22 protein-coding genes are annotated in these 23,827 nt (G+C 39.5%); 6 read left to right on the forward strand and 16 right to left on the reverse strand.

The features are described 5' to 3' along the window. Positions 1 to 19: 19 nt before the first annotated feature. From proB to Q0983_RS13170, 16 genes are all read right to left on the reverse strand, one after another. A complete protein-coding gene (gene proB / locus Q0983_RS13095) occupies positions 20 to 781 on the reverse strand; it encodes a glutamate 5-kinase (protein ID WP_299553981.1) in 762 nt (253 codons plus the stop codon). 49 nt (positions 782 to 830) lie between these two features. Beyond that, positions 831 to 2,027, reverse strand: a complete 1,197-nt coding sequence (locus tag Q0983_RS13100) for a glutamate-5-semialdehyde dehydrogenase (protein WP_299553982.1) — start codon at positions 2,025 to 2,027, stop codon at positions 831 to 833. Positions 2,028 to 2,156: 129 nt separating this feature from the next. Beyond that, positions 2,157 to 3,302 (reverse strand): aminotransferase class III-fold pyridoxal phosphate-dependent enzyme, encoded by a 1,146-nt coding sequence (locus tag Q0983_RS13105; protein ID WP_299553985.1) that lies wholly within the window; start codon positions 3,300 to 3,302, stop codon positions 2,157 to 2,159. A gap of 2 nt (positions 3,303 to 3,304) precedes the next feature. Then, positions 3,305 to 4,099, reverse strand: coding sequence for a pyrroline-5-carboxylate reductase (proC, locus tag Q0983_RS13110; RefSeq protein ID WP_299553987.1), 795 nt, complete (start codon positions 4,097 to 4,099; stop codon positions 3,305 to 3,307). Between the two features lie 132 nt (positions 4,100 to 4,231). Beyond that, positions 4,232 to 5,209: an N-acetyl-gamma-glutamyl-phosphate reductase gene (gene argC / locus Q0983_RS13115; protein ID WP_299553989.1), complete on the reverse strand. Its 978-nt coding sequence runs from the start codon at positions 5,207 to 5,209 to the stop codon at positions 4,232 to 4,234. Further along, a complete protein-coding gene (locus tag Q0983_RS13120) occupies positions 5,209 to 6,387 on the reverse strand; it encodes an argininosuccinate synthase domain-containing protein (protein ID WP_299553991.1) in 1,179 nt (392 codons plus the stop codon). Before Q0983_RS13120 ends, argC begins: the two co-directional genes overlap by 1 nt. Further along, positions 6,384 to 7,013, reverse strand: coding sequence for a GNAT family N-acetyltransferase (locus Q0983_RS13125; RefSeq protein ID WP_299553993.1), 630 nt, complete (start codon positions 7,011 to 7,013; stop codon positions 6,384 to 6,386). Before Q0983_RS13125 ends, Q0983_RS13120 begins: the two co-directional genes overlap by 4 nt. Positions 7,014 to 7,491: 478 nt before the next feature. Continuing rightward, complete coding sequence (locus Q0983_RS13130) at positions 7,492 to 8,247, reverse strand: DUF1080 domain-containing protein (RefSeq protein WP_299553995.1); 756 nt, start codon at positions 8,245 to 8,247, stop codon at positions 7,492 to 7,494. 5 nt (positions 8,248 to 8,252) lie between these two features. Continuing rightward, on the reverse strand, positions 8,253 to 8,972 hold the full coding sequence (locus Q0983_RS13135) for a DUF1080 domain-containing protein (protein ID WP_299553997.1): 720 nt from the start codon (positions 8,970 to 8,972) through the stop codon (positions 8,253 to 8,255). 96 nt (positions 8,973 to 9,068) lie between these two features. Further along, positions 9,069 to 9,773 (reverse strand): gluconate 2-dehydrogenase subunit 3 family protein, encoded by a 705-nt coding sequence (locus Q0983_RS13140; protein WP_299553999.1) that lies wholly within the window; start codon positions 9,771 to 9,773, stop codon positions 9,069 to 9,071. A gap of 12 nt (positions 9,774 to 9,785) precedes the next feature. Next, a complete protein-coding gene (locus Q0983_RS13145) occupies positions 9,786 to 11,504 on the reverse strand; it encodes a GMC family oxidoreductase (RefSeq protein ID WP_299554001.1) in 1,719 nt (572 codons plus the stop codon). A gap of 110 nt (positions 11,505 to 11,614) precedes the next feature. Then, positions 11,615 to 12,667: a sugar phosphate isomerase/epimerase gene (locus tag Q0983_RS13150; protein ID WP_299554003.1), complete on the reverse strand. Its 1,053-nt coding sequence runs from the start codon at positions 12,665 to 12,667 to the stop codon at positions 11,615 to 11,617. Between the two features lie 32 nt (positions 12,668 to 12,699). Beyond that, complete coding sequence (locus tag Q0983_RS13155) at positions 12,700 to 13,848, reverse strand: Gfo/Idh/MocA family oxidoreductase (protein ID WP_299554005.1); 1,149 nt, start codon at positions 13,846 to 13,848, stop codon at positions 12,700 to 12,702. A 35-nt stretch (positions 13,849 to 13,883) separates the two neighbouring features. Then, positions 13,884 to 15,092 (reverse strand): MFS transporter, encoded by a 1,209-nt coding sequence (locus tag Q0983_RS13160; RefSeq protein ID WP_299554007.1) that lies wholly within the window; start codon positions 15,090 to 15,092, stop codon positions 13,884 to 13,886. Positions 15,093 to 15,118: 26 nt separating this feature from the next. After that, positions 15,119 to 16,084, reverse strand: a complete 966-nt coding sequence (locus tag Q0983_RS13165; RefSeq protein WP_299554009.1) for a sugar phosphate isomerase/epimerase family protein — start codon at positions 16,082 to 16,084, stop codon at positions 15,119 to 15,121. 97 nt (positions 16,085 to 16,181) lie between these two features. Continuing rightward, a complete protein-coding gene (locus Q0983_RS13170) occupies positions 16,182 to 17,225 on the reverse strand; it encodes an AraC family transcriptional regulator (protein ID WP_299554011.1) in 1,044 nt (347 codons plus the stop codon). A 139-nt stretch (positions 17,226 to 17,364) separates the two neighbouring features. Here Q0983_RS13170 and Q0983_RS13175 point away from each other — a divergent pair, with 139 nt between their 5' ends. Genes Q0983_RS13175 through Q0983_RS13200 form a run of 6 tightly spaced genes read left to right on the forward strand, consistent with a single transcriptional unit; the run spans position 17,365 to position 23,822 of the window. Further along, entirely contained in the window at positions 17,365 to 19,092 is a 1,728-nt protein-coding gene (locus Q0983_RS13175) for a GMC family oxidoreductase (RefSeq protein ID WP_299554013.1), read from the forward strand. A 4-nt stretch (positions 19,093 to 19,096) separates the two neighbouring features. Then, positions 19,097 to 19,726, forward strand: a complete 630-nt coding sequence (locus Q0983_RS13180) for a gluconate 2-dehydrogenase subunit 3 family protein (RefSeq protein ID WP_299554015.1) — start codon at positions 19,097 to 19,099, stop codon at positions 19,724 to 19,726. Positions 19,727 to 19,746: 20 nt separating this feature from the next. Then, the gene (locus Q0983_RS13185; protein WP_299554017.1) at positions 19,747 to 21,450 is read left to right on the forward strand and encodes a GMC family oxidoreductase; all 1,704 of its coding nucleotides are present in this window, start codon (positions 19,747 to 19,749) and stop codon (positions 21,448 to 21,450) included. Then, entirely contained in the window at positions 21,447 to 22,049 is a 603-nt protein-coding gene (locus tag Q0983_RS13190; protein WP_299554019.1) for a gluconate 2-dehydrogenase subunit 3 family protein, read from the forward strand. The genes Q0983_RS13185 and Q0983_RS13190 overlap by 4 nt, the downstream gene beginning before the upstream one ends. 9 nt (positions 22,050 to 22,058) lie before the next feature. Further along, the gene (locus Q0983_RS13195) at positions 22,059 to 22,856 is read left to right on the forward strand and encodes a DUF1080 domain-containing protein (protein ID WP_299554022.1); all 798 of its coding nucleotides are present in this window, start codon (positions 22,059 to 22,061) and stop codon (positions 22,854 to 22,856) included. A gap of 12 nt (positions 22,857 to 22,868) precedes the next feature. Then, on the forward strand, positions 22,869 to 23,822 hold the full coding sequence (locus Q0983_RS13200; protein ID WP_299554024.1) for an SUMF1/EgtB/PvdO family nonheme iron enzyme: 954 nt from the start codon (positions 22,869 to 22,871) through the stop codon (positions 23,820 to 23,822). Positions 23,823 to 23,827: the final 5 nt, after the last annotated feature.

Here is a 23,827-nt window from a genome sequence, read left to right on the forward strand (position 1 = left end):
AAACCTTGCAGGTCAGTCATTATTTTATCTTCGTAAACGGCACTTTGCTTTCCATAGCATTCAGTATGAAATTATCTTCCAATCCGTTTACGATCCATGTTTCTATATTTGCTTTTCTAGTGACTTCGGCAGCTTCTATTTTAGATTGCATGCCGCCACTTCCGTGTGAGGACTTAGCACTCACTATCTCATCTGCCAATTCTCTAAAATCGGTGACCTCTTTAATAGTGGCCGGTGTACCGTTTTCCATAGACACCTTCGTGTAAATACCATTGGTGTTCGTTGCGATAATAAATAGGTCGGCATCCAATAATGAGGCTGTTAAAGCGCCTAGCTTATCGTTATCACCAAATTTGATCTCGTCAGTGGCCACCGTATCATTCTCATTAATGATCGGAATGTAATTATTATTCACTAAAACATTAATGGTATTGGTGATGTTCACCTTACTTTCTTCCTTTTCAAAATCGGAATACGACAATAAACACTGTGAACTCAATAACCCATATTCCCTAAAAATCTCCTGGTAAATCCTAATTAAATGGGGTTGTCCAATAGACGCCAGTGCCTGCTTCACAAAAATAGGCTTACGCTTGCTTTCCAGCTTTACAAATTGTTTTGCCACGGCAATAGCCCCGGAACTCACAATAATAAACTCGCAGGTATCCTGAAGTTGTGCAATCTGGCTTGCGATATCTTCAATCTTCCCCCTGGAAATATTATCAGTTTCCTTAGTTAAAGTATTCGACCCTACTTTTAGTAATATGCGTTTTTTACTCATCTTGTTATTTACAAGCTCTAGCTCATTTTTTAAATACCCGTTTACGGGCTTATCGTATTTGTCCTTCTCCGTGAACGTACCATTTATTGGTTACCAAATGTTGCAGACCAATAGGTCCTCTTTGGTGTAATTTATCAGTACTGATGGCTAACTCGCCTCCCAAACCTAATTGTCCGCCGTCCGTGAATCTGGTAGAGGCATTATGGTAAACCGCTGCGGTATCCACATTTTCCATGAACAATTTAGCTTCAGCTTCAACCGTTGTAATAATGGAAGCCGAATGCCCGCCACTGTATTTATTGATCATTCCAATAGCGGCTTCATTCGATGCTATTTCTCCAATAACGATCTTATAATCTAAAAACTCCTCGTACCAAATAGTATCCGATTGAATAGCTTCTATATCGTCATAGGAAGCAAGTGCCTCATCACCTAAAATCTCCACATTAAACGTCTTAAGTTTTGAAATCAACTCGTTAATAAAGTGCTCTTTATTTGGAAGATTCTTATCTATCAATACTTTATCTACGGCATTGCAAGCTGAAATTTTAGCCGTTTTTCCGTTGATGATCACATCCAAGGCAGTTTGTTTATCAGCATCCTGTTGCACGTATACGAAGTTATTACCACGACCGCTAACTATTACCGGACACGCCGCATGTTCCTTTACAAAAGCGATCAAACGCTCCCCTCCCCGAGGCACAATCAAATCAACTCTTTGGGATGGCTTCTCTAAAAACGCCTGTGTTTCAGTACGGTTGAACTGTAAATACTCAACCCAATCGGTAGAAGCACCATTTTCCTTTAGTGCCTGATGCCATAATTCAACGATCTTTAAATTAGATTGAAGCGATTCTTTTCCGCCTTTTAACAATATCTTGTTCCCGGATTTAAAAGCAATACCGGCAGCCTCTACCGTTACGTCAGGCCTGGATTCGTAGATGATCAATACAGTTCCAAACGAAGCCGTTTTGTTATACACCTGCATACCGTTATCGTGTTTAAATCTGAATCGTTCCACACCTACAGGATCTTCCTGTGAGGCTAAATGGGTCACCGATCGTTTCATTTCATCAACTTTATCATCATTCACTTTCAATCGGTCATACATGGCTACGTCTCCTCCATCATAAGCATCCAGATCTGTTTTATTAATGGCGATGATATTGGCTCTTTCCTGTTCTAAAAGCTCAGCCATTCTTAATAAAACGGCATTTCTTGTTTCTATGGATAATAATGTGTTCATCTTTTTTAATATTCTATTCTCATTCTTATGGGATTTCTCCTATCGTCGAAATGACAACCTTACTTTAATTTGACAGTGTCATGTCGACCCCGATAACTATCGGGAGAGACATCTCATAACTACAGGATTCTATACATTTACTTCTATTTTTGCCAAAGCTTTAACCAAAGCATCAAAAAACTGGTCTATATGTTCTTTCTTTACGCTTAATGGCGGTAAAATCCGCAACAACTTTTTATTGGCTGCTCCACCGGTAAACACCTTGTGATTATAGATTAACTCTTTTCTAAGGCCTCCTACTTCAAAATCAAATTCCAGCCCAAGCATTAAGCCTCTTCCTTTAATTTCCTTTATTTGCGGTATATCTTTAGTCTTTTCAATGAAGTAAGCACCTACTTCATTTACATTGTCTATCAGGCTCTCCGATTCAATAGTATTTAATACTGCCAAACCAGCCGCACATGCTAAATGATTACCTCCAAACGTGGTTCCTAACATACCATACTTGGCTTCGATACCGGGGTGAATTAAAATCCCTCCGATTGGAAACCCGTTCCCCATGCCTTTGGCCACGGAAATGATATCCGGTGTTACATTGTAATGTTGAAAGGCAAAGAATTTACCTGAACGTGCGTAACCACATTGAATTTCATCAGCCACAAACATAGTATTGTTGGCTTTACACAAAGCATCCACCTGCTCAAAGAACTCAGCTGTTCCCTGGTCCAACCCACCAATACCCTGAATGAACTCCACGATTACCGCACAAACATCCCCTTTTTCCAGTTCCGTTTTAACAGCTTCCACATCATTCAATTCTAAAATGGTCACCTCTTGTTGCGCATTTATGGGCGCTACAATATTCGGATTATCGGTAGCTGCTACAGCTGCCGATGTACGTCCGTGAAAGCCTTTTTTAAACGATACTACACGTTTCTTTCCTGTTTTAAAAGATGCTAATTTTAAAGCATTCTCGTTGGCTTCCGCTCCGGAATTCACTAAAAACAACTGGTAGTCTTTGCAACCGGAAAGTTGTTCCAGTTTACTTGCCAGTTCTTTTTGTAACGGATTCTGAATAGCATTGGAATAAAACCCTAAAGTTTCAACCTGATTGGTAACAGCCTCCACATAATTTGGATGTGCATGTCCAATGGAAATCACTGCATGGCCTCCGTAAAGATCGAGATATTCAGTTCCTTTATCATCGTAAACATGAATCCCCTTACCCGAAACCGGTGTTACGTCATATAATGGATAAACGTCAAATAATGGCATTTTTAACTCTTTTTAATTTGATTAATTTTTTCGAATGAAGCATTGATCCCCTTGATCAAGGATGAACTTAATCCCTGGTGCTCCATTTCATTCAATCCTTCAATGGTACATCCACTTGGCGTGGTTACCCTATCGATCTCAGCCTCCGGGTGTCTACCGGATTCCTTCAATAAACTGGCTGCGCCGTAACAGGTTTGCAATGCCAATTCGTGAGCTTCTTCAGCTTCAAAGCCCAATTGGATAGCACCTTGTGTAGTGGCACGTACCAAACGCATCCAAAAGGCAATACCACTGGCACAAATCACTGTGGCCGCCTGAATCTGCTCTTCCGGAATAACCATGGTAGTTCCTAACTGATTAAATATTTTCTGAGCCAATTCAATTTTTTCTTCCCCCACGTCGTTAGCCGATAAACAGGTCATGGATTTTCCTATGGAAATAGCCGTATTGGGCATCACACGAATAATATGTTTATCCGCACCAATCACACTTTCAATCTTTGAAATGGCAAATCCTGCAGCTACCGACATGATTAAATGCTTTTTGGTAATTTCAGATGCCACTTCCTTCAATACGCCTTCTACGTGTCTGGGCTGCAATGCGAAAATTACCAAATCAGAGTTCATAACCGCTTCTTTATTATAGTTGGTTATAGTTACATAGTCTTCATCTTCAAATTGCGAAACAGCTGAGGTATTCTTATCACTTAAATACAAAGACGTAAATGACTTATTATTGATCAACCCTTTTGCTATGGAGCTTCCTAAGTTTCCGGTTCCTATAATGGCTATTTTCATAATTTCTATAAGCCCCTCCTAACCTCCCCGAAGGGGAGGAATTAAGGAACTATGTTTTTTTAATTGTTATCATTTCTTTTCAATAAATCCTATAAACATTCTTTCCCCCTCCTTTGGAGGGGTTAAGGGAGGCTAAAAATACGTAGCTTTTAGATGTAATCCTGTTGTTTCTTCCAATCCGAACATTAAATTCATGTTCTGAATGGCTTGCCCGGATGCTCCTTTCAATAAATTATCAATAATGCTGGTCACCAACAATTTACCATTGTGTTTGTGCAAATGGATCAAACACTTGTTAGTGTTAACTGCCTGTTTTAAGTGCAACTGGTCATCGCTCACAAATGTAAAAGCGGCATCTTTATAAAAGTCCTTATAAATGACTTTAGCATCCTCTACCGACCCTTCAAAACCGGTATAAATGGTTGCAAAGATCCCTCTAGAGAAGTTCCCCCTGTTTGGCATAAACAAAATATCGGAATCGAAATTCTCCTGTAACTGTTTTACCGATTGATTGATCTCTCCCAAGTGCTGATGTGTAAATGGTTTGTAATACGAAAAGTTATTATCTCTCCACGTAAAATGTGTTGTAGCTGATAATGAGGTTCCCGCTCCGGTAGCTCCCGTCACCGCATTGATATGCACATCCTGATTTAGCAAGCCTGCATCTGCCAATGGTAACAAACCTAATTGAATGGCTGTAGCAAAACACCCCGGATTTGCAATATAGTTTGCTTGTTCTATAGCTTCTTTTTGTAATTCCGGTAAACCATAAACAAAGGTTTTACCATCAAACATTTTATCTGCTTCTAATCTAAAATCATTTCCTAAATCAATAATTTTAGTGTTTTCGGAAAATGTATTATTTTCTAAAAATTTAACTGAATTCCCGTGACCTAAACATAAAAACAACACATCTACATTAGGGTTCACGGTATCCGTAAACGTCTTATCTAAAGAGCCCACCAGATCCTGGTGCACTTTACTAATCCGGTTGCCGGCATTACTGGTACTGAACACAAAATCAATCTCTGCTTCCGGATGAGCAATCAGCAATCTGATTAACTCTCCTGCCGTATAACCGGCACCTCCTATGATTCCTACCTGTATCATTACTTTGAGTTTACCTGTTGATATATTTTATTCTGGTTTCCAAGAATTTTGATAAATCCTTTTGCATCATCAGCTGTCCACGCTTTATTCTCTTCTCCATAACTTCCAAACTTGGCACTCATTAAATCATGTTCTGAGCTAATACCGTCCAATGAGAAATGATAAGGCTTTAAAGTTACAAATACATCACCACTTACCTTATCCTGGCTGTTCTGTAAAAAGGCTTCCATATCTCTCATCACGGGATCTAAATACTGACCTTCATGTAAATGCATACCATAAAAACTGGATAAATATTCTTTATGCTGTAATTGCCATTTGGTTAAGGTATGCTTCTCTAATAAATGATGTGCCTTTATGGTAATTAAAGCAGCTGCAGCTTCAAACCCTACTCTACCTTTAATACCCACAATGGTGTCTCCCACATGGATGTCTCTTCCAATGGCATACACAGATGCCAGGTTATTTAACACTTCAATATTAACTTCAGGTGCATTTTCAATACCATTTACGGCTACTAATTCCCCTTTTTCAAAAGTCAGTTTTACTTTTTCATCTTCAGCGTGTTTTAATTGAGAAGGATACGCTTCATCCGGTAAAGGTTTTTCGGAAGTCAACGTTTCTGCCCCTCCAACACTGGTTCCCCACAAGCCTTTATTGATTGAATACTGCGCTTTTTCCCAGGACATATCAATACCATTTGATTTTAAATAATCAATCTCTTCCTGCCTTGTTAATTTTTGATCTCTAATGGGTGTGATGATCTTAATACCAGGCGCCAGGGTTTGAAAGATCATATCAAACCTTACCTGGTCATTACCTGCGCCGGTACTACCATGCGCAATATATTCTGCTCCAATACTTTTGGCATATTCAACAATCTCTATGGCCTGAATAATACGTTCTGCACTCACCGATAATGGATAGGTATTATTCTTTAATACATTTCCGAAAATTAAATATTTTACCACCTTTTGGTAAAAGGTTGCTATGGCATCTACATTTTTATAGGTAGTTACACCCATTTTATAGGCTTTGGTCTCTATATCATTAATCTCTTCCTGTGTAAAGCCTCCCGTGTTTACACTTACCGCATGCACTTCATATTCTTTTGATAAACTCACCGCGCAATACGATGTATCTAATCCGCCACTATATGCTATTACTAACTTTTTCATGTGTTTGTTTTATTATTTTTTCTTAAAAACAAGGCTTGTTTTATTCTTTTTAATCTTTTAAATACTTTTTCTTTAATGGGTTTTGGCTCTTCTTCCTGTCCTATTTTTTCAGGATCGAACAGCATGCCGGTACATAAACACATTTTACGATTTGTTCTGGTTAACACATCGTAATTTTTACAGGTCTGGCAACCATCCCAAAAAGTTTGGTCGTCTGTTAACTCTGAGAACGTTACCGGTTTATAACCTAAATCACTATTCATTTTCATGACCGCTAATCCGGTAGTGATACTAAATACTTTGGCATCGGGGAATTTCGCCCTGGAATGTGCAAATACTTTTAGTTTGATCTTTTTAGCTAAACCCTGCCCTCTGTAATCCGGATGCACAATGAGTCCTGAGTTGGCTACAAATTTACCATGGCCCCATCTTTCAATGTAACAAAAGCCGGCAAAGGTATCACCATCCAACGCAATAACGGCATTACCATTCTCCATTTTAGAAGCAATGTACTCCGGTGTACGTTTAGCAATTCCCGTACCTCTGACCGATGCTGATTCTGCAATGGTTTCGCTAATGTTCCGGGCGTATTTAATATGTGTTTTATCGGCTATAACAACCTTCATCTTTTTCCTTTAATTGAATGTCTATGATTTTACTTTTCCTGGAAGCTGAACCGGACGCACCTGATTCAATAAATTATTGCATACCCTTACGGGCGACGCGGGAAAAAGCGGCGTACAAAGTAGCTGTTAATTATCATGGAATTAACTTTATTTTGAAATGCTATGAAAAAAATTTTGGACACTTTGAAAAAATTTAAAATTACGTTTTTAGGTTTACTTTAGGGCATATTAAATGCAGCGGCGACGGCGCGGGGGCAAACCGGGAGTAGTACAACGTATTTTACTTTTTAAATTTTTCATGAGGTAAAACTATAATTTTATTTTTAAAAACCTGCACACACCATGTTAGTTTTTTAAAAAATTATTGAAAATGCTTTTTTTTGATTGATTTATTTTAAAAAATGTAATCAATCCTAAGTTTTCGTATTAAAAAAGCGCAGTAATTACCGCGCTTTCAATTTATTAAAGTTGTATTCTCTTAATTTAATTCTCTTATCCAAATGTTACGGTAACTCACTAAATCACCGTGATCTTGTAAAAAAATAGGGCCTTTACCATGAGCTTTATAGCTTGGTTCGCCTCTGTAAACTGTAGGCCCCTGAATTTCGAAATGGTCTTGTATCAAAACCCCATTGTGCAGAACGGTAATGGTAGCTTTTTTTGTAACTTTTCCTTGTTCATCAAACTCGGGCTGATGGTAAATGATATCGTAACTATTCCACGCGCCTGTTGGAACGGATGCCATAGCTAATGGAATGGATTGTTTATAAACAGACCCTACCTGGCCATTAGAGTAGGTTTCGTTATCATTATTATCTAATACCTGAATTTCATAACGCCCCTGAATGAACACACCACTGTTACCAAGTCCCTGACCGCTTTTACCTTCCACTTTTTCAGGCGATCGCCATTCAATATGCAACTGCATGCTACCAAAGGTTTGTTTGGTTCTAATACCGCCTGTTTTGGGCTTCACGGTCATAGAGCCATCTGCATTTAATGTCCACTCTGCAGTTGCTCCCTTACCATTAATCCAGTTATCAAAATTAGAACCGTCAAATAATACAATGGCATCACTTGGAGCCGTATGGTCTTTACCGGGAGTGACCTTAGGTACTTTAGGCTCCCATACTTCGGTAAGTTTTGGGTCTATCAATTGCTCTTTTTTCTCCTGCCCTTTACAAACCATAAAGGAAAGTCCCAGTGCTAAAACACTAACAAATAGCTTATTCATACGTTTTACAATTCTTTAATTTTAATATTTCTATACCATACTTTATCACCGTGATCCTGTAACCCAATATGTCCCGTATGATAGTTCCCAAAATGCTTCCAATCGCTAAATTTTGAATTTGCAACCAACGCATCCCACGCTTGTCCGTGTACCGGGAATTCCACGATCTTTGTTCCATTTAAGGTCACAGAACCATAATTTTTTAAATGGTCAATCTGTATTTCACATAGGTTCCATTCACCCGCCGGTTTGCAAACATCCTTAGACGGCTGCACCATGTCATATAAAGCACCTGCCTGATGATACTTGGGATTTGCCTGAGCATCCGGATGCCTTTCATTATCCAACACCTGAATTTCAGGTCCGGTTTCATAAGGCTGGCCTAAATTTTCGTTCTCATGTATCCCCCAAAAGATACCACTGTTACCACCTTCTGAAATTTTCCATTCTAAAGATAATATGAAATTGGTATAGGTATTCTTAGTGATAATATTTCCGGAATTATCAGCTGAAATAAGTACCATGGCATCATCTTCAATAGACCATGCGGAAGGCATGTCGTCCTTCAAATACCCACGCCAATTATCAAAGGAAGTGCCATCAAACAGAACTTTCCATGCTGTTTGCGGAGGCTCCTGAACTTTTAATTCATCTGTTTTATTTTCTTTTTGTTTACACGACAAAAAAGCAACAATAGTAAGCAGGATGTAAAGTAAGGTTCTCATGTTTTCGTTTTTATTTTCTTTTAAAGGTCATGCTTTGACTAAGTTCTGTACTGGCATTTAACATTCATACAATCCTTCCGTTGAGCGTTCAAAAATTTAAGTAATCAAATAGCCGTCATTATCCCATTTAGCAATATCAGCCCGTTTGGATTGGTCTATACATTTTGCCAACCATTCCGTTTCATATTCCAAACCATGATCTTTTAATACGTCCTCAGGCACACCATCCCAAACATTCGCCGTATTACCCTTGTAACCAAGCGCTTCAATTCCCATTTTAGAGGTATAATATCCGGTTAACGTCAAATTGCGCATAGTAGTAAAGAAATGTTCTCCCGGTTTTAATTCAGGTTCTGTTTCCTCAGGATATGCTATTTGATCACATATATTGTATTGCTCTTGTTCTGTGCAGCTAATAAATGCTTTATTATATAACTTATTACTGTAACTATCCAACCACATAATACCTCCTCTTAGAGGCAACTGATAGGCTTCAATATCCTTAACTATAAACTCGATAAATGTAGGCACCTCAGCATCAGTAGCAGATCCAAAATTTTCACTCTTTGGCAAGATAATATCACATAAAACCGCAATGGTTGCTAATTCATGTTCATTGAAAAACACTTTATTTAAAAGCTCCTTATCCCGTAATTGTTCCTTTGGGGTCCTGCCATAATCCGGAAAGGTAATTTCTTTAGGCCCAACATCAGAAGGTGCCTCTGTAGAGCAACCTTGTAACGCTACACCTCCGGCCAATGAACCTAACAGTATGGATTTAATGGAGTCTCTTCTGTTCATGACACTAAATTACTAAATGTTTTGTTTTTTTAATTCACTTACGATATAATCACAGGTTCGCCACGACAATGCCATGATGGTCCAGGTAGGGTTCTTATCAGCTTGTGATACAAACGGGCCGCCATCAACTATAAATACATTATCCACATCATGTAATTGCTGATACTCATTAGTAACCGATTTTTTAGGATCGTTCCCCATGCGTGTTGTCCCCACTTCATGAATGATCGAACCAGGAGGCGCCAAACCATAATCAGTCTCGGCATCGGGCTTTGCCCCTAATGGTATGGCTCCCATATGATCAAATATTTCTTCAAAAGTGTTATGAGCATGTTTTGCCTGTAATCTTTCATGCTGCGTCCATTTATAATGGAAACGTAAAACAGGAATTCCCCATTCATCAACGGTATCAGAGTCAATTTCACAATAATTGCTTTCCATAGGAATACTTTCCCCTCTACTGGAAAATCCAATTATAGCCCCATAGAACTTCTTAGCATCCTTTCGCAACTGATTCCCGTAACCACCAACTTTCTCACCTATAAATTTGTTTAATGCATTAACTCCAAAACCAAAACCATAGGATGGCATTCCTAATCCGCCCCACATCTCCAGGTGGTAGCCTCTTGGGAAATCGAGTTTTTTGTTGTCTCCCCACCAGGGCGAATACACATGCATACCACCCACACCGTCCTCATTATAAGTCTTACGATCCATCAAGGCCGGCACAAACCCAACCCTATCAGCACCCGTGGAATCATGTAAATACCTGCCAATCAAACCACTACTGTTTCCCAAGCCGTCCTTATGGACCTTACTTTTAGAGTTTAATAAAATACGAGCGGTACTACAGGCTGATGCCGCAAGCACAATAACCTTTGCATTTAGTTTATATTCTTTACGATCATTCTTATTTATAAAAATAACCCCGGTAGCTTTTCCTGAATCATCAGTAACTACTTCCCTTACCATGGAATCTGTATACAACCTGATCTGCCCACCTGACTTTTGCGCCGGAAAGATTAAACAAGACCCGGAAGAAAAATCGGCGTAGACACTGCATGATCTGCTACATTGCCCACAATAAAAGCAAACACCTCTTTCATTATTTATCCGCTTTGTTAAAATAGATAGTCTTGAAGGGTAAACCGGTACATTCGCTTTTCTGGCTGCTTTAATATAATAGAGTTCATGCAACCGTGGTTTTGGTGCCGGTAAAAAGAACCCATCAGGATCATTAGGTAAATTTTCCTTACTCCCAAATACCCCTATTAACTTGTCAACTTTATCATAATAAGGTTTTACATCTTCATAGGAAATAGGCCAATTATCACCCAAACCATCAATACTTTTTCGTTTGAAATCTTTTGGCCCGAAACGTAAAGAAATACGCCCCCAGTGATTTGTTCTACCTCCTAACATCCTGGAACGGAACCACTCAAATTCAGTTCCATCCTTATGCGTATAGGGTTCTCCTTCAATATCCCATCCGCCATAAGCCATATCAAAATCACCAAAATGCCTGGTAGTTGAGGCGCCTCTCCTTGGTGACTCATAAGGCCATTTGAGTTGGGTCCGTGTTTTAGGGTTGGCTGGATCAAAAAAAGGTCCAGCTTCAATAACAGCAATATTTAACCCGGCTTCTGACAGTATTTTTGTTGCCATACCGCCACCGGCTCCAGAACCAACAATAATGGCATCAAACTGTTCCGGGGACTCTTTTATCTGCATGGTTAAACCTATATTTACTGTTACTTAGATCCCGAATCCCGATAGCTATCGGGACGGGATGACAATTTCTATGAAAACCCCGAGGCAGAGCCTCGGGGAATTCTTTTCAACTAAATTCCTAAAACACTTTTTAAATAATCTTCATCAATATCACCGCCGGCAAAATCATCAAAACTCCTTTGAGCTGCTTCTATAATATGCTTTTGAATGAATGGCGCACCTTCTCTGGCTCCCTGTTCAGAAGATTTGATACAACATTCCCATTCCATCACTGCCCAAACATCCACTTCATATTTGGTAAGCTTGGTGAATATGCCTTTAAAATCCACCTGACCGTCACCCAAACTTCTGAATCTTCCTGCACGGTCTTTCCAATCGGCATAACCACCATAAACACCTTGCCGGCCTGTTGGATTAAATTCCGCATCTTTTACATGGAATGAACGAATTCTTTCATGATAGATATCTATAAAAGATAAATAATCTAATTGTTGTAATACGTAATGGCTCGGATCATATAGAATATTGGCACGTGAATGGTTTCCTGTTGCTTCTAAAAAACGTTCGTACGTGATACCATCGTGAATATCTTCTCCAGGGTGAATCTCATAGCATACATCAACCCCATGTTCATCGAAATGATCTAAAATCGGTGTCCAACGATTTGCTAATTCCTTAAAGCCCATCTCCACCAATCCAGCTGGCCGTTGTGGCCAGGGATACACGGTATGCCACATTAAAGCTCCTGAAAACGTAGCATGTGCTTTTAAGCCTAATCGCCCGCTTGCCGTACCACATTTTTTAACAAAATCAATGGCCCACTCGGTTCTGGCTTTAGGGTTTCCTCTAACATGCTCCGGAGCAAAACCATCAAACATAGAATCATAAGCAGGATTCACTGCCACTAATTGTCCTTGTAAATGGGTTGATAACTCGGTAATCTCCAATCCATAAGAATTTACTTTTCCCTTCAACTCATCACAATAGGTCTGACTTTCAGCGGCCTTCTCAATGTCTATTAAATGGGATTCCCATGTTGGGATTTGAATGCCTTTATACCCTAAATCGGCTGCCCATTGACACATACCGTCCAAACCGTTGAATGGTGCTTCACTACCTACAAATTGGGCTAAAAATACTGCAGGTCCTTTTATTGTTTTCATATTTGTTGATTAGTTTATTTTTAGTCGTTAAGTTAGCCCAGCTTGGTCCAGGCGGCATTGTTCTTATCACTTTCTACCGATGCATAAATAAATTGCATCCCTCTAACGCCATCTTTAGCGGTTGGATAATCCGGGTTCTCAATAGTTTCTCCGTTTAAAACAGCTAATAAATGCGTTGCGAAGTTTTTATAAATGGTAGCAAAAGCTTCCAGGTACCCTTCCGGGTGTCCTGCCGGAATTCTGGAAACCGCCAATGCTTCCGGATATAAATCGTTACCGTTAGGTGTATAGATTTTTACCGGGTCTTCTAACCAGTGTGTGATTAATTGATTCGGGTTTTCCTGATGCCATTCCAAACTGCCTTTTTCACCATACAACTTTATGGCTAAATTATTTTCTTCACCTAAAGCAATTTGTGAAAAAGACATGGTGCCCTTGGCGCCATTTTCCATTCTTATCAATACATTTCCATCATCATCTAAAACGCGTCCTTCACCAAACCTGCCAAGGTCTGCTGCCAATTCATCTATTTTCAATCCGGTAATGTATTCCACCAGGTTTTCGGCATGCGTACCAATATCACCTAAAGCACCTCCAATACCGGAACGTTTCGGGTCTACTCTCCAGGAAGCTTGTTTTTGACCGGTAGCTTCAACGGCTGTTGACAACCAACCTTGTAAATACTGCACCTGGATTTTTCTGATCTTTCCCAAATCGCCATTATCTACCATGGCTTTGGCTTGTTTCACCAACGAATTTCCCGTATAGTTATGCGTTAAAGCGAACAGTTTACCACTTTTTTCAACTATTTTTTCCAACACAACAGCCTCATCTAAGGTTAGGGTCATTGGCTTATCACAAACCACGTGAAATCCATTTTCCAAAGCCATTTTTGCCGGTGGAAAGTGCATATGGTTAGGCGTAACAATAGCTACAAAATCCATACGAACATCCTCGGGAAGTTCTTTTTCCTTCATGATCATTTCCTCAAAACTTCCATAACACCTATCTTCATTCAGATACAATGCTTTTCCGGAAGCAATCGATTTTTCGGCACTACTGCTAAAAGCACCACAAACCAAATCGATCATTCCGTCAATAGACGCTGCTCTTCGGTGCACATCACCAATGAATGAGCCGGTGCCGCCACCGACCATTCCCATTCTTAATTTTCTTGACATATTTTATTTTAAAATTTTACTTTAAGATTTATAAACTAAATGCGGTTTGCCTCAAGTTTCTTTCTTTGCGTATAAAGGATCCCAAACAGTACTACTAAAACCATTGGAAAAATGGCAATGTTACTCAAGGTTTCCTGTCCTGCCATCAATTCTGCCTGCTCTACCGAAGCTCCGGCATCCAAAGCTGTTGCCTTGGCTTTATCTAACCAGGAGCCAATAACCGGTTGCCAAATACTGGTTGCAAACATACCTGCTCCACCAATTAAGGACATCCCCAGAGCACCTGTCTTAGGCGTATATTCACTGACAAACCCAATCATAGTTGGCCAGAAATAACAAACTCCAACAGCAAATAAAATAGCAGCTACGTATACCATACCGCCGGTAGCAGAACTCATTAAATAAATAGCTATAGCAGAAATGATAGCCGAAGCAAATAACACGCCTGGAGGGTTTAACTTATGGATAATGGGGCCTGCAAAATAGCGTCCTACCGCCATCAAACCGGTAACCATAGCCAAAATTAACATAGGACTGGCTCCGGAATTCCCAAGAATTTTTTCAACCCATTGCTGAGTCCCTAATTCAGTGGTTGCCGTAAGCGTCATACAGATCACCATAAAAATGAATAATGGCGACAGTAAACTTTTTAAGTTCACTTTAGTATCAGATTCGATATTTTCGCTTTTTGGGAATTTCTGACCTAAGAATAAGAATCCGTAAATTAAAGTTGGAATTATCATACTTGCAATTTGCAGCTGCCAGCTCATTCCAAAGTCAGTCATAAACTTAGACACTAAAGCTCCTATTACAATACCTCCCGGGAACCATACATGAAATTTATTCAACATCGTAGTTCGGTTATCAGTATACATATCTGCAATAAGCGGGTTACAGGCAGCTTCAACCGAACCATTAGCAAAACCAATAAAGAACGTGGAGATTAACAATGTCCAGAAACCTCCGGCAAAAATGGTTAACAATAACCCCAGAATATGTGATACAAAGGCAATAATCATCAATTTTCGGGCACCAAGTGAGTTATACACAAGCCCTCCAAAAATGGTAGCTATCGGGAAGCCTAAAAAGGCCATACTGTTAACCCAACCTAATTCGGTATCCGATAATTGAAAATCTGTTCCCAACTGACCTAAGATTCCCGCACGAATTGCGAAAGTCATTGCTGTTACTATCAGCGAAATACAGGACGCTACGAATAACCTGTTCTTATTAATATGCTCCATAATAAATATTTAGTTTAGTTAGTAATTTATGATAGTTGTTTGCCAACCTTAATTAGCAAATCTCTAGTTAGCTCTATTCCTTTGTCTTCAGACACATCACTTCCTTCAAACTCAATCCCCACAAAACCGGTATACCCAACTTCTTTAACCATCTTCATCATGCGGTGATAATCTATATTAGTTTCGTTGCCATCCGTATCAAAAACATGAGACTTTGCACTTACCGCTTTGGCAAACGGCAACAACTCTTTCATACCTTTATACTTATCATACATCTCTGAGCATTTGCCATCTTCTCTTTTTATACAGAAATTACCAAAATCCGGCAATGTTCCGCAATTCTCATTTTTCACTTGTGAAAACACCTTATGCATCCAAGCACCATTAGATGAGAATCCTCCATGGTTTTCTACCAACACATTAATATCTGAACCTTTTGCAAAGTCTGATAACCTGGTTAAAGAATCAATGCCTGCTTTAATACCCTCATCATAATCATTTGCTCCGGCTAAATTCACACGTATGGCGTGACAACCTAAAAAGTGTGCGGCCTCTACCCACTTGTAATGGTTCTCAATAGCCTTCAATCTTTTTTTCTCATCAGCATGTGCTAAAGCACCTTCACCATCAATCATAATCAATACGTTTTGTTGCCCCTCAGTATCGGCTCTGGAATTCATTTCTTTTAAATAAGCGGTATCTTTAGCTTTATCCTTAAAGAATTGATTAACATACTCAATACCCTCACAGCCAAAACTTCTGGCTTTAGCAGCAAAATCCAAATTATCCATTTGACCACCTTTTAAAGCCCTGTGAAGCGACCATTGCGCTAAAGAAATTTTAAAAAACAAAGCAGGATCTTCTTTTACAAGAGGTTCTGTTTCAACCACTTCACCGGTTTTTTTTGAAGAATTTTTACAAGAGGCCAAACCAAGTACTGATAAGGCTAATCCGGTTTGACCAGCCTTATATATAAAATCACGTCGTTTCATCCTATTAGTTAGTTATTATTGGTAAACACGTGAAAATATACAAATAAAATCTATCCGGTGTTTATTTTTATTCAGTGAAAGAATTTAAACATAACTTCTAAATTTCCGGATACGCCGTTAATGACTCATCAACACAATGCAACCTCCTGTATTCATTAGGCGAACACTTTTCGTGCTTTTTAAATACCGTAGAAAAATATTGGCTGGTGGTAAACCCACACATATAAGCCACTTCACTAACGGTTAAATAGTCGTTTTTGCGAAGGATCTTTTTAGACATTTCCAAACGCCGCATCGTCAGATAACGCATTGGCGTTAAGTTAGTTAATTGCTTACAATGATGCGTAAACCTGGTCAACCCAACACCTGCAGATTGTGACATTTGTTCAATGGTCCAATTTTCGGCTAAATTCTTATCCAATTCCTTCAAGAAGTATTTAACACTTCGGGAGCTATCTGTTAATGATTCATTCAATTCAATATTTTCATTATCTAAAATATCCAAAAGAAGAATGAGAAGGTAGTTTACTAACAAACGGATCTTTGAAGCATTGCTACCATTTTTATCAGTATTTACAGCTGCGTTAATCCGCTTAAAACAATCTCTGACGCGTTGGTCTGTCTTCAAAATAGACTTCTCGTTATGCCTTAAAATAGTGGTAAGCCTGGACAAGTCATCTTTAGTTAAGGTAATCCAATCCGGCCAAACCCATTCCTGATGTGGCCTGCGCACCCCCAAATCAATAATAACCCAGTAAAATTTACCCATGCCAATATGGGGGTCCCCTACTTTGTGTGCCTCCCACGGACGCGTAATGGTCAAGTGATTTGGTGTTAATAAAACTTCCTTATTTTCCTGGGCATAAGGCATGGTCCCGGACTCCAGGAAATGAAATTCAATACCCTCATTCCTATGCCAATCCAACCCCCAATCCTGAGGTTCATTGGCATCCCAATAACCAATACTGTTTAACCCAAGTGTGTTTTCATCTAACCTGTCACCGGGATAGGTGTGTCTGGCAAGCGCTTTGAACTTTAATTTTTTTCGCTCATAGGCATCAATTAACGGCAGACAGGTATCCGCATGGTACACCACACCATCGGCTTCATAAGGTTCAATTTCTTGTACGTTTATTTTCACTGAAATATTTTAAACATTATTATAGTGCAAAATAGCTATTTTTCCACTTAATATAAAAATTATTGCTATTTTCAACGCTTTTAGCAATTTTAGATATATTTCTTTATCACATTCTAATTTATAGTTTATTTCAATTTTCATGAATAGTAATTCAGTCACAGAAAGCTCAGAACAATTCGATGCAATTGTAATCGGAACTGGTGTTAGTGGGGGTTGGGCAGCAAAAGAACTTTGCGAAAACGACCTGAAAACGTTGGTGTTAGAACGCGGGCGGATGGTTAAACATATTGATGATTACCCAACCATGTATATGGATCCCTGGGATTTTAAACATCGTGAAAAACAACACCCGGACGACATAAAAAACCAACACAAACAAAGTAAACTTTGGAATGGTGCCTTGACCGGGCCAGCAACCAAACACTGGTTTGTAGACGACCTAAAACACCCTTACAATGAAACCAAAGAATACCTGTGGCTAAGAGGCTATCATGTTGGCGGTCGTTCCATCATGTGGGGTAAACAATCTTACCGGTTAAGCGACCTGGATTTTGAAGCAAACAAAAAAGACGGTCATGGCGTAGACTGGCCCGTGCGCTATAAAGATATAGCACCCTGGTATGACAAAGTTGAAGAATATATAGGAGTTTCAGGAGAAAATTTAGGATTATCTCAACTTCCGGATCAAAAACTAGAGCCACCAATGGAGCTTAATTGTGTGGAGGAGGATTTAAAGGAAAACATTGCCAGCAACTTTGAAGACGGACGCCTTTTAACTATTGGGCGTGTGGCACATATAACCGGAGACAAAGCACATGAAGGAAGAAGTAAATGTCAGTTCCGTAACCGATGCATTCGTGGCTGTCCTTTTGGTGGTTATTTTAGCAGCAATTCCTGTACGCTACCTGCTGCAGAACGCTCCGGAAATATGACTTTAAGACCGCACTCTATCGTGCATGAAATTGTATATGATGACTCACTCAAAAAGGCAACAGGTGTAAAAGTTATTGATGCAGAAACCAAAGAGAAATTATTCTTTAAAGCTGATATCATTTTTTGCTGTGCTTCGGCCATAGCGTCTACAGCCATTTTAATGCAATCCAAATCAGAACGGTTCCCTAACGGATTAGGTAATGATTCCGGGGAACTCGGTCACAATTTAATGGACCACCACTATGCCGTTGGAGCTTCAGCAGAAGTAGATGGTTACACAGATAAATATTATAAAGGTAAACGCCCTAACGGTTTCTACATCCCAAGGTTTAGAAATTTAGGTGATAAAAAAACTGAGCAAAAAGACTTCGTTCGCGGTTATGGGTACCAGGGTGGTGCGAGTAGAACCAATTGGCAACATGCTATTGCCGAATTAAGTTTTGGAAAAGATTTAAAAGATAAAATTTTAAAACCCGGTCCCTGGACCGTAGGCATGAGTGGTTTTGGTGAGTGTTTACCGTATCATGACAATAAAATGACTCTTAATTACGATAAGTTAGATGAATGGGGTCTACCTACCATCGACTTTGATGCTGAAGTTAAAGAGAACGAATTAAAAATGCGTGAAGATATGCGTGATCAAGCCGTTGCCATGCTAAAGGCAGCAGGCTATAAAAATGTTAGAGGCTACCTGGGGAAAGCTATACCCGGAGCTTGTATACACGAAATGGGAACGGCTCGTATGGGTCATGACCCTAGAACATCTGTGTTAAACAAGTACAACCAGGTACACACCTGTAAAAACGTGTATGTAACTGATGGTGCTTTTATGACCTCATCGGCGTGTCAAAATCCATCACTCACTTACATGGCGTTTACAGCGCGTGCTGCTAATCATGCCGCCAAACAATTCAAAAAGAATAAAAACAGTTAGGCTTATGGACAGAAGAACCGCTTTAAAGAATTTAACTGCCGGTATAGGGTACGCCGTAGCTACGCCTGCTATTTTAAACATACTTTCATCTTGTACCGCAAAGACTGAAACCTGGATACCACTATTTCTATCAGAAGATGAGAAACACATGGTTACGCACCTGGTTGATATCATGTTACCCAAAACAGAGCTTCCGGGCGCACTCGATGTTAATATCCCCCAGTTTATAGACCTTATGTTTCTTGATATCGAATCAGAGTCAAATAAGAAACAATTTAAAAAAGGCGCTGAACTTTTTTCAAAAAAGACTATACAAGACCTAAACAAACCCATATCTGATGTTAAAAAAGAAGATTTTAGTGTAATTTTAAATTCTTATTTCGATCTTTCGGAAGCGGAGTCAAAAAAAATAATAAACCAACAAAAACTAAATGTAAAGAACGTTCCGGAGAATGAAGCCGAAACCTATCACATCTATAAATTTCTGTTAACCGTTCGATATTATGCCATTTTTGGATATTGCACATCGGAAGAAATAGGTGAAAGTGTTTTAGCTTACGATCCCGTTCCCGGGGTTTACCAGGGGTGTATTTCTTTAGAAGAAACCACCAATGGAAGAGCCTGGTCTTTATAAACAAAGGAATTAAACTATTTATGGAAGAAGTAAAAGAGAAATACGATGCTATAGTTATTGGCACCGGTGTTACAGGAGGTTGGGCTGCCAAGGAACTATGTGAAGGAGGCCTTAAAACCCTGGTTTTGGAGCGAGGTAGAATGGTAAAACATATAGAAGATTACCCAACTATGAATCTCGACCCCTGGGATCAGGAACTAAGAGGGAATACCACACCCGAAGAGAAAGCAAGACAACTTAAACAAGCCAGAACCGGTTATACGGTAAAAAATGAAGTTAAGCATTGGTTTGTTGATGATATCGATCATCCTTATAATGAAGCTAAACGTTTTGATTGGATGCGTGGTTATCACGTTGGTGGACGCTCCATTATGTGGGGTAAACAAAGTTATCGTTTAAGTGATTTGGATTTTGGTGCCAACAAACGCGACGGGCACGGTGTAGATTGGCCCATTCGTTATAAAGACTTAGTGCCCTGGTACAGTTATGTAGAAGAATACATTGGTGTTAGTGGTGAAGCCTTAGGTTTACCACATTTACCAGATAGTGTTTTTGAACCGCCCATGGAGCTTAATTGCGCAGAAGAGCATTTAAAAGAAAGTCTTTCCAAAGAATTTGATGACGGACGTCTTTTAACCATTGGGCGTGTAGCGCATATCACGAGTGACAAACCCAGGGAAGGCAGAAGTAAATGTCAGTATCGCAACAGATGCAGTCGTGGTTGTCCATTTGGAGCGTACTTTAGTAGTAACTCATCTACATTACCTGCGGCCGAACGCACGGGCAACATGACCTTAAGGCATAACTCTATTGCTTATCAAATCATCTACGATGCTGATAAGAAAAAAGCAAGTGGTGTCAAGGTTATTGATACAGAGACCAAAGAAAAGTTAGAATTTAAAGCGGATATTATTTTTGTTTGTGCCTCTGCCATGGCATCGGCTTCCATATTAATGCAATCAAAATCGGACAGATTTCCTAACGGATTAGGAAATGATTCCGGTGAATTGGGGCATAATATTATGGATCACCATTTAGGGGCGGGAGCTTCAGGAAGCCTTGACGGGTTTGAAGATAAATATTATTCCGGGAGAAGACCTAACGGGCTTTACATTCCCCGGTTTGTTAACCTGGGCGATAAAGTCACTGAAAATAAAAACTTCCTGAGAGGTTATGGTTACCAGGGAAAAGGTAGCAGAGGGGACTATTCCGAAACGATTAAAGAATTAGCATATGGTGCCGAATTCAAAGAAAAAATACTCGAACCCGGTGGATGGCGTTTAGCTTTAGGAGGGTTTGGCGAATGCTTACCATATCATGACAATAAAATGACATTGGATTACGATAAATTGGATCAATGGGGCTTACCAACCATTACCTTTGATGCCGAATGGAAAGAGAATGAATATGCCATGCGCAAAGACATGATCAATCAAGCCGTGGATATGTTGGAAAAAGCAGGTTGTAAAGATATTGTTATCAGAAATAAAGTTGCTGCTCCCGGTATTGGTATTCATGAAATGGGAACTGCCCGAATGGGAAGAGATCCGAAGACATCTGTACTGAACAAGTATAACCAAATTCATACGGTACCAAATGTATATGTTACCGATGGCGCCTGTATGACCTCATCGGGTTGTCAAAATCCGTCACTCACTTATATGGCACTTACTGCCAGAGCTGCCAGTCATGCTATTAAACAATTTAAAGCACAGAATTCATGAAACGAAGAGATGCACTAAAAAATATAGGATTATCTTTAGGATATGCTGCCATGGCACCAAGTGCTTTAAGCATATTACAAAGCTGTACCACCGAAGTTGAAAAATGGGTCCCTCAATTTTTATCTATAGATCAGGGTATTGTTGTAAAGAATCTAGTGGACCTCATCCTTCCAAAAACAGAAAAAACTCCGGGGGCCCTGGAAGTAAATGTTCCGGAATTTATCGATCTGCTTGCTTTTAAATCGTATGAAGAAAAAGAACAAACCAAGTTTAAAAAGGAAATTGAAACTGTAGTTGGCGAATTAACTAAAGGCAAAGATCCGGAATTCCAGATCTCCGATCTAAAAACCGAAGCATATGATGCCCTATTGGCCAAATATTTAAAAACCAAACCTGAAGACCGTCAGGGTTATAACAAAGAGCAAAAACTGGCTTATAGCGCACTTGCCGGATTAAGAGCCAAAGCAGTTTGGGCTTATAAAAATAGTGAACTGGTAGGCGAAACTATACTGGCTTATAACCCGGTTCCCGGAGGTCAAAAAGGTTGTATTGATGTTAATGAAGCTACCGGTGGCAAAGCCTGGTCTTTACAAGGTTAAACAATAAATATGACACGAAAATTAGTATTATTAGCTTTTTGCATTGCTTTGCTAGCCAGTTGCAAAAACAAAGAAAAACAAACCCCTGTTGAACCAAAAGAAAACTGGGTAAAGCTCTTTAACGGCAAAGACCTTAACGATTGGATCATTAAAATCAAGGGACATGCTGCAGGTGATAATTACAACAACACCTTTATTGTTGAAAATGGTGCCCTGAAAGTAAACTATGAAAACTACAAGGATACTTTTAATGATACTTTCGGGCATATTTATTACAAAAAGCCATTTTCAAATTACCGCTTCAGAATGGATTACCGTTTCACCGGAAATCAATTATCAGATGGTGCAGATTGGGCTAATAGGAATAGTGGCATTATGCTTCATTGTGAAGACCCTAATAACATAGGTTTAGATCAAAACTTTCCCGTATCCATTGAAGTACAGCTGCTAGGTGGCAATGGCGTTGATGAGCGTACTACAGCCAATTTGTGTACGCCCGGAACGAATGTTGAAATGGATGGCGAATTAAAAACAGCGCATTGCATAAGCTCAGCTTCAAAAACATATCATGGTGAACAATGGGTACATGTTGAAGTTGAAGTGAGAAATGACTCTATCATTAAACATTTTATAAATGGCGAAGAAGTCATACGTTATTATAAACCGCAATATGGTGGCGGTAATATAAATCATAATATGGAGTACTGGAAATCATTAGAAGGCCAACCACTTAAAAGCGGCTACATTTCTTTACAAAGTGAAAGTCATCCGGTTGAATTCAAAAACATTGAGATCTTAGAACTATAAAAGTTATGTAGCATGGTAAATTTGAGATTCACCATATTTTTTTTTCTAATTGCCACACTTAGTATTAATGCGCAATCATTTAAAAATTACACTCAAGAATTAAAAACCCCGGAACTTTCTTTTGAAATGATTGCCGTAAAAGGCGGTAGTTTTTCCATGGGTACCAATGATCCGAAACGAAAAGCTGACGAAAAGCCAAGTCATGAAGTAGCAATTGATGATTTCTGGATTGGAAAACAAGAAATCACCTGGGAGCAATACGACGCTTTCGTTTTTGGCGAATTTGGCCCGGAACAATTTATTGAAGAAAGCAAGCTGAAATCTTTGGGCATTGATGCCGTTTCCGGCGCGACGCCTCCTTATGTTGATATGAGCTTCAATATGGGCAAAGGAAAATCGCCTGCAGTAAACATGACCCAATATGCAGCCATTATGTACTGCAAATGGTTAACTTCAAAAACCGGGATATTCTACAGGTTGCCTACGGAGGCTGAATGGGAATATGCCTGCAAAAAAGGACAAACAGACCAAACAAATAACCTGGAAGCCATTGCCTGGTACCATAAGAATAGCCAGGAGAAGTATCAAAAGACAGGACAAAAGCAATCTAATACTTTAGGTATTCATGACCTTTTGGGCAATGTGTCAGAATGGGTGTATGACCAGTATAGCCCTACTTTCTACAAAAATTCGCCAAAAAAGAATCCCATAAATATGCCTACGGAACTATATCCACGGGTTTTAAGAGGTGGCTCCTGGAAAGATACGGCCGACAAATTATGCTGTACTTCAAGACAAGGCTCCAAACAAGACTGGAAACAACGTGACCCCCAAATACCAAAGAGTAATTGGTGGCATACGGATGCAGCCTTTGTAGGCTTTCGGATAGTGAGGCCCAAAGTGCAACCTTCAGAAGAGGATATAAAAAAATATTGGCTGGATGCCATTGAAGATTTCGGAATTTAAACACA

Origin of the sequence: Seonamhaeicola sp., from assembly GCF_028281565.1 — a bacterium.
Classification (GTDB): domain Bacteria; phylum Bacteroidota; class Bacteroidia; order Flavobacteriales; family Flavobacteriaceae; genus Seonamhaeicola.